The organism is Bradyrhizobium zhanjiangense (assembly GCF_004114935.1).
Taxonomy (GTDB): Bacteria; Pseudomonadota; Alphaproteobacteria; order Rhizobiales; family Xanthobacteraceae; genus Bradyrhizobium; species Bradyrhizobium zhanjiangense.
The window spans coordinates 9,119,204-9,132,837 of record NZ_CP022221.1 but is presented as its reverse complement, the minus strand read 5'-3'; the positions used below and the strand labels follow the sequence as shown (position 1 = coordinate 9,132,837).

Below are 13,634 nucleotides of genomic sequence, written 5' to 3'. Positions count from 1 at the left end.
AGGCAAAAGGGAGGATGGCGTGTATCTCGGCGTGGACATCGGCACGTCCGGTGTGAAGGCGGTGCTCGTGAGCGAAGCCGGCGCGATTGTCGCGACGGCAGCGCGCGAGCTTACGCTGTCGCATCCCGCGCCGCTGTGGTCCGAGCAGGATCCGGACGCCTGGGTCGATGCAGCGATCGGCGCGGTCGACGATCTCGCCGCCCGCCATCCGCGCGAAGTCGCCGCGGTGCGCGGTATGGGGCTATCCGGCCAGATGCACGGCGCAACGCTGCTTGGTGAGGATGGACGGCCGCTGCGTTCCGCCATTCTCTGGAACGACGGCCGCTCGCAGGCCGAATGCGTCGCGCTGGAGCGGCGCTGTCCGTCACTGCACGCGATCGCCGGCAATCTCGCCATGCCCGGCTTCACCGCGCCGAAGCTGCTCTGGGTCGCGCGGCATGAGCCAAAAATCTTCGATCGCGTGGCAAAGGTGCTGCTGCCCAAGGCCTATGTCCGCTATCGCCTCACCGGCGAAATGGTCGAGGATATGTCGGACGCGTCTGGCACGCTGTGGCTCGATGTCGGTCTGCGCCGCTGGTCGGCCCTGTTGCTGCATGCCACCGGGCTCGATCTGCACCACATGCCGCGCCTCGTCGAGGGCTGCGAAGTGAGCGCGGTGCTCGCGCCGGAATGGGCGCAGCGCTGGGGCATGACCGGGAATGTCGTGGTTGCCGGCGGCGCCGGCGACAATGCGGCGAGCGCGATCGGGCTTGGCGCGATCGCGCCGGGCAATGCCTTCCTGTCGCTGGGCACATCCGGCGTGGTCTTCCGCGTGACCGACCGGTTCGCGCCAGCGCCCGCTTCGGCCGTGCATGCCTTCTGCCACGCGCTGCCCGGCCTCTGGCACCAGATGGGGGTGATGCTGTCGGCAGCGGCTTCGCTCGCCTGGCTGTCTGGCGTGATGGAGACGCCGGCCGCAGCGCTCTTGGCGCCGCTCGGCGAGCGCGTCGACAGACCGAGCCCCGTCTCCTTCCTGCCGTACCTGGATGGCGAGCGCACCCCGCACAACGATGCCGCCGCCAGCGGCGCCTTCGTCGGCTTGCGCGGCGCGACCGCGCGGGCGCAGATCGTGCAGGCCGTGCTTGAAGGCGTCGCCTTTGCCGCGCGCGACAATCTGGCGGCGCTGAGCGCAGCGAGTGGGCCGCTTGCCGAGGTCGATCTCGTCGGCGGCGGCTCGCGCTCGCCGCTGTGGGCACAGATCTGCGCCGACGTACTCGGCATTCCCGTCCACCGCATCGAGGAAGGCGAAGTGGGCGCCGCGCTCGGCGCTGCGCGTCTCGGCCGCATCGCCGCGACCGGCGAAGCTCCTGCGGAGGTCTGCAAACCCCCGCGGCGGCTCGCGAGCTTCACACCCCGCCCGTCCGTCACTGCGGCCTATGACGAGGCCTATCTGCGGTGGCGCGCGCTTTATCCTGCATTGAAGGAGTCTCTTTAAGTGAACGTGTCAGCCAAATTCTTCGATGCAAGCGCTCCTGTCACCTTCGGCGGTGAGGATGCAGGAAACGCCCCCGCCTTCCGCTGGTACGACAAGGACCGGCTCGTGCATGGCCGCCGGCTGGAGGATCACTTGCGCTTTGCGGTCTGCTATTGGCATTCGTTCTGCTGGCCGGGCGGCGATCCCTTCGGCGGTGAGACTTTCCTGCGACCCTGGCACCACGGCAATGATGCGATGGCGCTGGCGCGGGCCAAGGCCGATACCGCCTTCGAGCTGTTTCGCCTGCTCGACGTGCCGTTCTTCACCTTCCACGACGTCGATGCGGCGCCGGAAGGTGCTTCGCTCGCCGAATCCGTCGCCAATCTCAACGCGATCGCCGATCTGTTCGAAGCGAAGATGGCCTCCGCGAAGGTCCGTCTGCTCTGGGGCACCGCCAATCTGTTCACGCATCGCCGCTACATGGCGGGTGCCGCGACCAACCCGGATCCCGAGATATTCACCTATGCCGCCGGCCAGGTTCGCGCCGCGCTGGAGGTGACGCATCGGCTCGGCGGCCAGAACTACGTATTGTGGGGCGGGCGCGAGGGCTACGAGACGCTGCTCAACACCGATCTCAAGCGCGAGCTCGACCAGCTCGGCCGCTTCGTCTCGCTGGTCGTCGAGCACAAGCACAGAATAGGCTTCAAGGGCCCGATCCTGATCGAGCCGAAGCCGAAGGAGCCGACCAAGCATCAATACGATTTCGACGTCGCCACCTGCTACGGCTTCCTCGAACGCTACGATCTTCTCAAGGACGTCAAGCTCAACATCGAGCAGAACCACGCCATCCTCGCCGGCCACTCGTTCCATCACGAGGTCGCGCTCGCCGAGGCGCTCGGCGTGTTCGGCTCGCTCGACATCAACCGCGGCGACGATCTGCTCGGCTGGGACACCGACCAGTTCGCGATGAACGTGCCGGAACTCGCCTTGGTGTTCCACGAGATCCTGAACCGCGGCGGCTTCACCACGGGTGGGCTCAATTTCGATGCCAAGATCAGGCGGCAGTCGATCGATCCTGACGATCTGATCCATGCCCATGTCGGCTCGATGGATGCCTGCGCGCGCGCCTTCCTCGCCGCCGCCGACATGCTCGACGCCGGCGCGCTCACCACGCCGCTTGCGAAGCGTTACGAGGGATGGGCCGGCCCCGAGGGCCGGGCCATTCTCGGCGGCCAGCGTTCGCTCGCCGATCTCGCCGACCGTGCGCTTGGCCCCGGCTTCGACCCGCAGCCGCGCTCGGGGCGGCAGGAATATCTGGAATCCCTGGTCAACCGCTACGTCTGAGGAAGTCCGCTGATGGCAAATGCTGACGCGACCCCGGTCCTGGAGCTGACCGGCATCGGCAAGGAGTTCGGCGCGATCCGCGCGCTGCACGACGTCGACATGCAGGTCTTCCCGGGCGAAGTGGTCGGCCTGATGGGTGACAACGGCGCCGGCAAGTCGACGCTGGTCAAGATCATCGCCGGCAATTTCCGCCCCACGCACGGCGAGATCCGCTTTGCCGGCAGCGCGGTCCACTTCAACCGGCCGGTCGATGCCCGCGCCGTCGGCATCGAGGTCGTCTACCAGGACCTTGCGCTATCAGACAATCTGACCGCGGCCGCCAACGTCTTTCTCGGCCGCGAGCTGAAGCGCAAATTCGGACCCATTGCCTTGCTCGACCACAAGGCGATGGCGGCGCGCGCGCTGGAGCTGTTCGGCGAGCTGCGCTCGGAGACGCGGCCCGACGACCTCGTCAAGCAGATGTCCGGAGGCCAGCGCCAGGCCGTCGCGATCGCGCGGACGCGGCTCTCCAATGCGCGGTTGGTGATGATGGACGAGCCGACGGCCGCGATCTCGGTGCGTCAGGTCGAGCAGGTGCTCGGCCTGATCCACCGGCTGAAGGAGCAGGGCGTCGCTGTGATGCTGATCTCGCACCGCATGCCCGACGTATTCGCGGTGTGCGACCGCGTGGTCGTCATGCGCCGCGGCGAGAAGCGGGCCGACAAGCCGATCCACCAGACCTCCCCCGAGGAGGTCACCGCTCTCATCACCGGCGCGAAGGAGGCGGCGTGATGGCCATGCCCATGGAATCCCCGATCAGCTTCACCAATATCGGCCGGATCAGATGGTGGCAGCGCGGCATCTTCGCCTCCCAGACCGGCTATGTCCTGCTCGCGCTGGCCGTGCTGCTGGTGATCATGCACTTCGCCAGCCCATACTTCTTCACCGAAGGCAACATGCAGAACGTGGCGAAGAACTTCTCCTTCATCGCCATTGCGACGCTGGGCGTCACCTTCGTGATCATCACCGGCGGAATCGACCTGTCGGTCGGCTCAATGATGTGTTTCTCCGCCATGATCACCTCGATGGTGATGACCGAGCTGTCGGCGCCCGGCTCGCCGGCGGGCTCGCTGTTCGTGCACATGGCGGCCGACGGCAAGACCGTGCTCGCCAACGTGCCGGGTCTGATCCTGCTGGTGTCGATTCTCGCCGGCCTCGGCGTCGCGCTGATCGCCGGTCTCGTCAACGGCTTCTGCATCGCCGTGCTCGGCCTGTCGCCCTTCGTCACAACGCTCGGCATGCTCTCGATCGTGCGCGGGCTCGGCTATGTCGTCTCCAACGGCCGCGGCAGTTTTCCGGGTGGGCCGGACGCCGATTATTTTTATGCGCTCACCTCGGGTGACGTGCTCGGCGTGCCCGTGCCTTTCATCTATCTCGTGGTTCTCGCGCTGGCGATGGCCGTGGTGCTGCACCACACCTCGTTCGGCCGTCACGTCTTCGCGCTCGGCGGCAACGAGAAGGCGGCCGAGCTCACCGGCATTCCGGTGGTGCGGGTGAAGATCGAGGTCTACGTGATCTGCGCGCTCGCGGCAGGGCTCCAGGGCATTATCATCTCCGGCTGGCTCGGATCGGCGCCCGCCAACATGGCGACATCCTACGAGCTCAACGTGATCGCGGCGGCCGTCATCGGCGGCGCCAATCTGGCCGGCGGCATCGGCGGTCCGTTGGGGGCCATCGTCGGCTGCGTGCTGCTCGAGGTGATCCGCAACGGCCTCGTGCTGGCGCAGGTCAGCTCCTACTGGCAGCAGACGCTGGTGGGCGTGATCATCATCCTGGCCGTGCTGGTCGACCGGATCCGTTCGCGGATGAGCTGAGGTGACGTCGTTTCGGGAGGGCAACGAACATGCCGCCTATCCGCTTCCCGGACGCTTCTTTGAGAGGATAGGCGCAAGAGAAGGGTGGAGGAGACAATGAGGAAACTTCTTCTTGCCGGCATCGCCGTTGCAATGATGGCAACGCCGGCGTTCGCTGCGAACTACCGCTTCGTCATCGTGCCCAAGGCGATGAACAATCCGTTCTTCGACTTCGCGCGCGACGGCTGCCTGAAGCGCGCCAAGGAGCTCGGCAATATCGAGTGCATCTACAAAGGTCCGGTCGAGCATGAGCCGGCGACGCAGGCCCAGATCATCCAGGACTTCGTCACGCAGAAGGTTGACGGTCTCGCCATCTCGGTCGCCGACGTCGCGGCCATGACCAAGTCGATCGAGGCGGCGACCGCCGCCGGCATTCCCGTCATCACCTTCGATGCCGATGCGCCGGGCTCCAAGCGCATCGCCTATATCGGCACCAACAACAAGGAGTTCGGCTTAGCCCTCGGCAAGCAATTGCTGAAGATGCGGCCTGACGGCGGCAAATACGCGATGGTCTCCGGCGGTCCCGGCGCCAAGAACCTCGCCGAGCGCGTCGACGGCGTTCGCGAGGCGCTGAAGGGCTCGAAATGGACCGAGGTCGCGGGCTCGCCGACCTTCTGCAACGACGATCCCGCGCTGGCGGTTCAGCAGATGACGGACATGCGCACCGCAACGCCGGACCTTGCGGCCATTGTTCCCATCGGCGGCTGGCCGATGTTCGCGCCCGAAGGCTTCAAGGCGTTCGCCTCAAGGAACAAGAAGGACATCGATTCCGGCAAGTTCACGCTGGTCGTCGCCGATACGCTCAAGATGCAGCTCGAACTGCTGCGCGACGGCTATGCCAACGCGCTGGTCGGTCAGCGCCCGTTCGAGATGGGCGAGAAGGCGATGGACACGCTGCTCGCCATCAAGAAGGGCGAGAAGGTGCCGGAGATCGTCTACACCGGCCTCGACCTCGTGACCAAGGACAACGTCGCGCAGATGTTGAAGTAGGAGCGCGCCGCCAGCCCCGCGCTCCCGCGTGCCTCCCCCGCTTGCGGTTTTCGCGAGCGGGGGAGATGATTTGGACCGTTGGAAGGAAGACTCCTGGAGGGCAATGGGAATGAAACGGTCGCGCCTCGGCTCTCTCGACGTCACCTCAATCGGCCTCGGTTCCGCCCCGCTCGGCGGATTGTTCACCCCCGTCAGCGATGCCGATGCGCAAGCGACGATCGCACGTGCCTGGTCGCTCGGCGTGCGCTTCTTCGATACCGCGCCGCTTTACGGCTTTGGCCTGGCCGAGCGGCGGCTTGGCGCGTTCCTGCAGCAGCAGCCGCGCGAATCCTATGCGATCTCGACCAAAGTCGGGCGTCTCTTGCGCGCGCCGGAGGGCGGTGCCGCCGAGGACGAGCACTACAAGGGCACGCCGCGCGAGCGGCCGGTGTTCGATTTCAGCCATGACGGCGTGATGCGCTCGGTAGAGGAAAGCCTCGCCAGGCTCGGGCTCGACCGTGTCGACGTCCTGCTCGTGCATGATCCCGACGATCATTATGACGATGCCGTCGCCGGTGCCTTCCGCGCGCTGCAGCGCCTGCGCGAGGACGGCACGGTCAAGGCGATCGGCGCCGGCATGAACCAGTCGGAGATGCCAGTCCGCTTTGCCGACGCCGTGCCGGTCGACTGCTTTCTGCTCGCCGGCCGATACACGCTGCTCGATCAGGGCGCGCTGGATGCGCTGTTTCCGGCCTGCCAAGCCAGGAACATCAGCATCCTGCTCGGCGGCATCTACAACAGCGGCATCTTGGCCAATCCGCACACGAGCGCGAAGTTCAATTATCAGGACGCCGATGCCGCGCTCGTCGCGCAGGCGCTCGAACTCGACGGGCTCTGCCGCAAGCACGGCACCGAGCTGAAGGCCGCAGCACTGCAGTTCTGCATGGCCCATCCGGCCGTGACAGTCGCCGTGATGGGCGCACGCAATGCCGCCGAGGTGGCCGACAACATCGCGATGTCGGAGGCGGCGGTGCCGCAGGCCTTCTGGCAGGAGCTGCGCGCGCGAAACCTCGTCGATGCGCGGGCGCCGCTGCCGGGCGGAGCGTGAGCCATGATCATCGACGGCCACCAGCATTTCTGGGATCCGGCGCGTGCCGATTATCCCTGGATGGAGGCGGACGAGCTCGCGCCGATCCGCCGTGCCTTCGGTCCTGGCGATCTCGCACCATTGCTGAAAGCCAACGGCATCGACGCCAGCATCCTGGTGCAATGCCGCTCCGCGCTGGAGGAGACCGAGGAATTCTTGCGCATCGCGGATGCGACGCCCTCTGTTGTCGGTGTCGTCGGTTGGGCTGATCTGACGGACGGTGCGCTTGACGAGACGCTTCATCGCCTGCGAGCCTCCCCCGGTGGCGACAAGCTGGTCGGCATCCGCCACCAGGTGCACGACGAGTCCGATCCCGACTGGCTGCTCCGCGAAGACGTCCAGCGCGGTCTCACGGCGGTGTTCGCCCGCGATCTCGCCTACGATCTCCTCGTTCGAACCCGCGAGCTGCCCTCGGCCATCGCAACCGCCCAGGCCTTCCCGCAAGCACGCTTCGTGCTCGATCACGCCGGCAAGCCGCCGATCGCCGATGATGGAAGCGACGAATGGGCCGATCGCATCAAAGCGCTCGCCGCCTGCGGCAATGTCTGGTGCAAGATTTCAGGGTTAGCGACGGAAGCGGCTTGGGGTGATTGGGATGCGGAGCGGCTGTTTCCGTTCGTTCAACATGTCGCGACATGCTTTGGCGAGGATCGGTTGATCTTCGGCTCGGACTGGCCGGTGTGTCTGCTTGCGGGCAGCTACGGCGAGATCAAGGGTGCGTTGGAAGCGTGCTTGATGAAGCTTGGTCCGCAGGTGAGGGAGAAGGCGTTTGGTGTGAACGCGATGGCTGCGTATCGGTTGGCGGTTGCCAGTTAGAGCCGAAGCAGCGGACTGTTTCTTACCCTCCCCTGGAGGGGGAGGGTCGAGCGCGCGTAGCGCGGGCGGGGTGGGGTGATCTCTCCACTCGGGCACCGCTGCCGTGGAGAGACTGTCACCCCACCCTCACATTTTCGCTGCGCTCAATGTGAGCCGACCCTCCCCCTCCAGGGGAGGGTAAGAGACCTCATGCCCCCGCGGGCACTTGATCCAAGAATCCTGTCACGCTTCTGATCCGACCGTCCTTCAGCACGGCAAAATCCGTGCCCTTGATCGGGCTGTCGACACCATCAGGGCCGAGTCCCCAGCTGAAGCGCACATGGTCGCCGTAGCCGTTGGGCTCGCCGATCAGCTTGAATCTGAAATCGGGAAAGCGCTGCTGCACGCCGGCGATCAGCGCGTCGATGCCGTCCTGGCCGTCGCCCTTCATCAGGGGATCGACATAGTTCGCATCCGCCGTCCAGTTCTCGCGGAGCAGCTCGCGGCGGCGGCCGGCGGCGCGTTCGTTCCAGAGCTCGATGTAGCGTCGGGCGATGGTGACGGGGTCGGTCATGGTACTCTCCTTCGATGGCGCCGTGTTGTCCGGCTGACCGCGACTATCGAAGGAATGCGCGCGCCGATCGATTACCTCGGAGGTCATGCGCATGATCCGGAAAAGCGTGGAGCGGTTTTCCGATCAGACCATGCGCAAAAAAACTGAGGCGCGATGATGTTTCATCGCGCCTCAGGCGCACGCACAATCTCATGCGGGCATCACTTCGCCGCGGTCACCATGATCTCGACGGTGTATTGCGGCGCCGCTAGCTTGGCTTCGACGGTGGCGCGGGCCGGCGTATTGCCCGGCGAGACCCAGGCGTCCCACACCGCGTTCATCTCGCCGAACGTCTTCATGTCGGTGATGTAGATCGTGGCCGAGAGCAGCTTCGATTTGTCGGTGCCGGCCCTGGCGAGGTGGCCATCGATGGTCGCCAGGATGTCCTGGGTCTGTTTCGTTACGCTTTCGCCGGCAGCCTTGTTCGCGACGACGCCGGCGAGATAGACGGTGTTGCCGTGCACGACGACCTGGCTCATGCGCGGGCCGGTTTCAAAACGCTGAATGCTCATTTGGGGTCTCCTGGTGGAAGGGCGGCCCTGTCTAGCCCAGCGACCCGCGCTCTGCCACCCCAGGCACGCATGCGTTGCCAGGCACGCATGCGTTGCCAGGCACGCATGCGTTGCCTGCGCGCGATGCGCCGCTCAGCGAAATTGGCTGAAGAAAGCCCAGATCGTCTCGGCGCCGTCGATGTCGCCGTTCTGCGGCCCAAGCAGTTTGGTCGCGACTTTCGGGAAACGCGCATCCGGTGCAAATCCGGGCATGCGGTGGCCGCCATGGTTGATGCGATAGAGCACGACGTCGTGCCCGGTCGGACAGCGCGAGCTGATCCGTGTCACGGTGGACTGGTCTGCGGGCGCCCTGTCGGGCATCTCGGTCACCTCGGCGTCATCGGTTTCACAGCCATTGAGGCTGCGCCAGAATGCCAGCGTCTCGTCCGTCGACCAGAACCCGTCTGCGGCATAATAGCTCGATCCGCGCCCGCCCTCGTAGGGGACGAGCGGATCGGCGGTGCCGTTCATGAGCAGCATCGGCAACGGCCGCGACGGATGGCAGGTGACGGCGGCCTCTTCAGTGAGGTTCATGATCACGCTCGCGCCCGCCGCAAACAAATCGGCGCGGGCGCAAACCAGCGTCATCACCATGGCGCCGCCATTGGAGATGCCGGTGACATAAACGCGCTTCGCATCGGCGGTGCCGTCGGCCACCAGCTTCTCGACCAGCTTTGCGATGAACGCGACGTCATCGGTGCCATCGGGTGGGCCGCGGAGCGCGGGTCCCGCCTTGGTCCTCGCATCGGCCCAGGCGTGGTTGAGCCCGTCCGGAAAGACGACCGCAAGCCCCTCGCGCTTGGCAAGCTGCGGCCACGCCGTCCGCGCGACCATGTCGGCGCCGCGCTGGGTCTTGCCATGCAGCACGATGACGAGAGGTGCCGGCTTTTTCGCCGGCAGCTGCGCGGTGTAGGAGCGCTTCACGCCGTTGACGTCGACAGTGTCGGCCCATGCAGGAGAGAAGCAGCAGATCACCGCCAGCCAGAACGGGGCAACGTGCAAGGCGGGTCGTATCATCCAGGCCATGATCGGTACCATCGATAGCGTTTAGCCGCTTCGACGAACGTAACCAAGTTCAAGATCTCGGCGCGACCTTCAACCGCATGTATATACCGCGTGATTGCACAAATATTTTGTAGCAATCGCGAATTGAGCTGCGTCAAACGGAGAAACCGAGATAGACTGCAATTGGGAGTTGAGAAAAATTATCACGACGGGGGCTGAATTGCGCCACCTGGAAAACTACCTCGATCCTTCGGAGATACTTCGTTTTTTTGAGGAGAAATTTGGGACTGGCGTCTGGCGCTGCGATGCCGAAGGCCGGATGCAGTGGTCGCGTGGCTTCTACGGCCTGCTGGGTCTCGATCCCAATGCCGTCGCGCCCAGCTATGCGGAGATCGAGAGACGAATTCATCCGGAGGATCGCCGTCCGCAGCGCGATCCGCGCGAATTGGCCTTCGACCGATTTTTGCTCGACGGCGAGTTTCGCATCATCCGGCCGAATCGTGCACTGCGCTGGATCCGTATCCAGTCCGAGACTTTTTTGAACTCGGCCGGCGAGCCGGAATGCGTGGTCGGCGTCGCCATCGACATCACCGAACAACGCAGAGCGCTGCAGCCTCTCAAGACAGATGCGGGTCGCTACGCGGCGCTGACGCAGGTCGCAGGCGGGTTGCTGTGGGTCGGCAGTCAGGACGGCCGGATTACCGCGCTCTTGAACGCGGAGGACAAGCCGGACGCGCACCGGTTCTTCGGCAAAGGCTGGCTCGATCTGCTTCCCGAAGAGGAACGCGAAACGGCTTTGCGGATCTGGGCGGCTGCCGCCGAAACGGGACAGCCCTACGATGTCGAGCATAGGCTGCGCCAGTCCGACGGCTCCTACCGCTGGTACCATTGCCGGGCTGTGCCGTCCCGGACGCGGATGGTAGTGTTCGGGAGTGGTTGGGAATCTCCACGGACGTGCACGAGCAGCGACTCTCGACCCAACACGTGGCGACGTGGAGGTTGACGGGTGCGCAATTGCGCGCCGCCCGCGGCATGCTGAACTGGTCGGTGAAACAGCTCGCCGCGCGAACCGGGATTTCTGCTGCCGTGATTCGCCGGCTTGAGGAGCAGAACGGTCTCCTGCGCCTGCCCGACGAGACATTGACGACCCTTTGCGCCACGCTCTCGTCTGCGGGCATCGAGTTCATCTTCGGAGCCGGGAAACCTGGCGTGAGGCCGAGATAATCGTCAAGCAGCCAGTCGCGACCGCCATCGATTTTTGCGGAGATCGAGGTGAGGTCGAGCCCACTTCTCACCAGTTTTGATGTTGGCGCAGCGCTCTGTCGATTGAGAGACAACAAGATCCTGGCAAGGCCTCGCACTTTAATTCCGGCTGCAGAAGCAGCGCTCAATTTTTGTGCGTTGAGAGACCTCGCGAACAAATTTTTCTTAATGTCGCAATAAGCAATTTTGGTCACCTTGGTCACACACGTCAAAGTTAGAGTCGGAGAGGCGTAAAAACTGACGGTAGTAGCGGGGTAACGGGGCGCTGCATCGTCGTCAGGATTGCTCAAGCGGCGCGCGTCGATCTGTCTGGGATCATTGCCAGCCGGGTGCGCCAACGCTGTCGCGATCGGAATGGTGGGGTATCGCCCAATCTGGTCATGTCAAACGATCGTTTCGGTCTGCGGCATCGCCACGCGGGAATTTTCATGCGACGTCTTAGGCCATAGCGGCCATAGCTGCGGAGTATTTGCCAATGTCTTATTTCAAATTTCGTATCGGTGGCCGGTTGATCGCGGGATTTGCTGCAGTCTGCGCCATCATCGCGCTTTCCGTCGGCTACACCATGTTCGAGGTCGGGCGCATTTCAACGACGGTCAATCGCATGACGAACCTGCGCACGCCGGTCGCGCTGGCGAGCACCGAGCTGATCGGCGATCTCTATTCCACGCTCGCGACCCTGCGCGGCTATTTGCTCAGCGGGAATCCGCAAGGCAAGCTCGATCGTATGTCGATGTGGAAGGAGATGGATAGGACAGTGGCTGCGTTCGACGAGCAGGCGGCGCAGTTCACCAATCCCGAGAACAGGCAAAAATGGGAGCAAGCCAAGCTGCTGCTCGCCGAGTTTCGCGCGGCGCAGGACAAGGCCGAAGCGATTGCTTTCACCCCTGACGCCTATCCCGCGACCAAGCTCATGGTCGGAGAGGCCGGCCCGCGCGCAGACGTGATTTTCTCCGAGATCACGAAGATGATCGATCAGGAGGAGGCACAGGAAGCCACGTCGGAGCGGAAGAAATTGCTCAAGGCGATGGCGGATACGCGGGGCAATTTTGCCGCTGCCACGGCCCAGCTCCGGATGTACCTGCTCTCGGGCGAAAAGACCGACAAGGAAAAATTCGTGAAGCCGTGGGAGGCGTTTGAGAAAGGCTATGCCGGAGTCAATGCGCGAAAGGACCTGCTCACCGTCTCGCAACAGGCGTCCTTCGATAAGATCGCAAAGGCGAAAAGCGAGTTCGCGCGCCTCTATGAAAGGATCTTCGCGCTTCGCGAGTCCCCGGACTGGAACGCGCCGGTTTATCTGCTGGTGACCGAAGCCGCGCCGCGCGCCGCAAGGATTCTCGACCTGCTCGACGGGCCCAAGGGCGTCGACGGCACCCGCTCGGGAGGCATCAAGTCCAATCAGAAGCGGATGCTCGTCGAGGAGACGCGTGGCGTGCAGGAGAGCATCTCGCTGCTGAAGCTGGTCCTGTGGACTCTGTTGGCCGCGGGAGTCGGCCTCGGCGGGACAATCGCATTGTTCACGTCCCGCTCGATCGCCGCTCCGATCCGGGCGATGACCCTTGCCATGGGCAAGCTCGCCGGCGGCGACACCTCCACGAACGTTCCCTGCGTGGGCCGTACCGACGAGGTCGGCGAGATGGCCATTGCGGTCCAGGTCTTCAAAGACAACATGATCGAGGCCGATCGTCTGCGCGCCGAGCAGGCACAAATGGAGGCTCGCGCGGCCGCTCAACGCAAGGCCGACATGCACAGGCTCGCGGGTCAGTTCGAGGACGCGGTCGGCGACATCGTGAGGACGCTGTCGTCCTCATCGACCGAGCTCGAAGCGGCGGCCCGGACGCTGAGCAAGACCGCGGAGAACACCCAGGAGCTCTCGAGCGTCGTCTCTGCCGCCTCCGAGGAAGCATCGACCAATGTTCAGTCGGTTGCCTCCGCCACCGAAGAGATGAGCTCATCCGTGACCGAAATCGGCCGCCAGGTGCAGGACGCCGCCAGAATTGCCGGCGCGGCGGTGGAGCAGGCGCAGAGGACCAATGATCGGGTCAACAAGCTGTCGCAGGCGGCCACCCGCATCGGCGACGTCGTCGAACTCATCAACACGATCGCGGGGCAGACCAATCTGCTTGCTCTGAACGCCACGATCGAAGCGGCGCGAGCCGGCGAAGCGGGGCGCGGCTTTGCTGTGGTTGCGTCCGAGGTCAAGGCGCTGGCCGAGCAGACAGCGAAGGCGACCGGGGAGATCGGTCATCAGATTGCCGACATTCAAGCCGCCACCCAGGAATCCGTGGTCGCGATCAAGGAGATCAGCGGAACAATCGGCAGGATCTCGGACATTTCTTCGGCGATCGCATCGGCAGTCGAAGAGCAGGGAGCCGCGACGCAGGAGATCGCCCGCAACATCCAGCAGGCGGCGCAAGGCACCGATCAGGTCGCAGCCAACATCAGTGACGTGAAGCACGGAGCGGCGGAGACTGGTTCGGCTTCAACCCAGGTGCTTGCCTCGGCGCAAATGCTGTCGAAGGACAGCGCGCGATTGCACTCCGAGGTCGAGCAGTTCCTGACCACCGTGCGCGCCGCCTGACTCGAATAGGCGAGTGTCCTG

Annotated in this window: 13 protein-coding genes; 10 read left to right on the top strand and 3 right to left on the bottom strand. The window is 64.6% G+C overall.

Annotated elements, in window-relative coordinates; all coding sequences use genetic code 11:
* The first annotated feature begins 19 nt into the window (after positions 1-19).
* From xylB to XH85_RS43610, 7 genes are all read left to right on the top strand, one after another.
* Positions 20-1,474 carry a xylulokinase gene (xylB, locus tag XH85_RS43640; RefSeq protein WP_128936867.1) on the top strand — a complete coding sequence of 485 codons (1,455 nt, stop codon included), beginning with the start codon at positions 20-22 and terminating at the stop codon, positions 1,472-1,474.
* Positions 1,475-2,797, top strand: a complete 1,323-nt coding sequence (gene xylA, locus XH85_RS43635) for a xylose isomerase (protein WP_128936866.1) — start codon at positions 1,475-1,477, stop codon at positions 2,795-2,797.
* Positions 2,798-2,809: 12 nt separating this feature from the next.
* Entirely contained in the window at positions 2,810-3,568 is a 759-nt protein-coding gene (locus XH85_RS43630; protein ID WP_091885062.1) for an ATP-binding cassette domain-containing protein, read from the top strand.
* On the top strand, positions 3,568-4,650 hold the full coding sequence (locus XH85_RS43625) for an ABC transporter permease (protein WP_164935101.1): 1,083 nt from the start codon (positions 3,568-3,570) through the stop codon (positions 4,648-4,650). The genes XH85_RS43630 and XH85_RS43625 overlap by 1 nt, the downstream gene beginning before the upstream one ends.
* 96 nt (positions 4,651-4,746) lie before the next feature.
* Positions 4,747-5,679 (top strand): sugar-binding protein, encoded by a 933-nt coding sequence (locus tag XH85_RS43620; protein ID WP_061879645.1) that lies wholly within the window; start codon positions 4,747-4,749, stop codon positions 5,677-5,679.
* A gap of 109 nt (positions 5,680-5,788) precedes the next feature.
* Positions 5,789-6,766 (top strand): aldo/keto reductase, encoded by a 978-nt coding sequence (locus XH85_RS43615; protein WP_128936863.1) that lies wholly within the window; start codon positions 5,789-5,791, stop codon positions 6,764-6,766.
* 3 nt (positions 6,767-6,769) lie between these two features.
* The gene (locus XH85_RS43610) at positions 6,770-7,621 is read left to right on the top strand and encodes an amidohydrolase family protein (RefSeq protein WP_128936862.1); all 852 of its coding nucleotides are present in this window, start codon (positions 6,770-6,772) and stop codon (positions 7,619-7,621) included.
* Between the two features lie 187 nt (positions 7,622-7,808).
* On the opposite strand, the gene XH85_RS43605 is transcribed toward XH85_RS43610, so the two are convergent.
* The 3 genes from XH85_RS43605 to XH85_RS43595 form a co-directional block, all read right to left on the bottom strand.
* Positions 7,809-8,174: a nuclear transport factor 2 family protein gene (locus XH85_RS43605; RefSeq protein WP_128936861.1), complete on the bottom strand. Its 366-nt coding sequence runs from the start codon at positions 8,172-8,174 to the stop codon at positions 7,809-7,811.
* A gap of 200 nt (positions 8,175-8,374) precedes the next feature.
* A complete protein-coding gene (locus XH85_RS43600) occupies positions 8,375-8,725 on the bottom strand; it encodes a RidA family protein (protein ID WP_128936860.1) in 351 nt (116 codons plus the stop codon).
* A gap of 132 nt (positions 8,726-8,857) precedes the next feature.
* Positions 8,858-9,781: a CE1 family esterase gene (locus XH85_RS43595; RefSeq protein WP_128937632.1), complete on the bottom strand. Its 924-nt coding sequence runs from the start codon at positions 9,779-9,781 to the stop codon at positions 8,858-8,860.
* A 178-nt stretch (positions 9,782-9,959) separates the two neighbouring features.
* Here XH85_RS43595 and XH85_RS43590 point away from each other — a divergent pair, with 178 nt between their 5' ends.
* From XH85_RS43590 to XH85_RS43585, 3 genes are all read left to right on the top strand, one after another.
* Positions 9,960-10,772, top strand: a complete 813-nt coding sequence (locus XH85_RS43590) for a PAS domain-containing protein (RefSeq protein WP_245473874.1) — start codon at positions 9,960-9,962, stop codon at positions 10,770-10,772.
* On the top strand, positions 10,769-10,993 hold the full coding sequence (locus XH85_RS47210) for a helix-turn-helix domain-containing protein (RefSeq protein ID WP_245473873.1): 225 nt from the start codon (positions 10,769-10,771) through the stop codon (positions 10,991-10,993). Before XH85_RS43590 ends, XH85_RS47210 begins: the two co-directional genes overlap by 4 nt.
* Before the next feature lie 514 nt (positions 10,994-11,507).
* The gene (locus tag XH85_RS43585; protein ID WP_128936859.1) at positions 11,508-13,613 is read left to right on the top strand and encodes a methyl-accepting chemotaxis protein; all 2,106 of its coding nucleotides are present in this window, start codon (positions 11,508-11,510) and stop codon (positions 13,611-13,613) included.
* Positions 13,614-13,634: the final 21 nt, after the last annotated feature.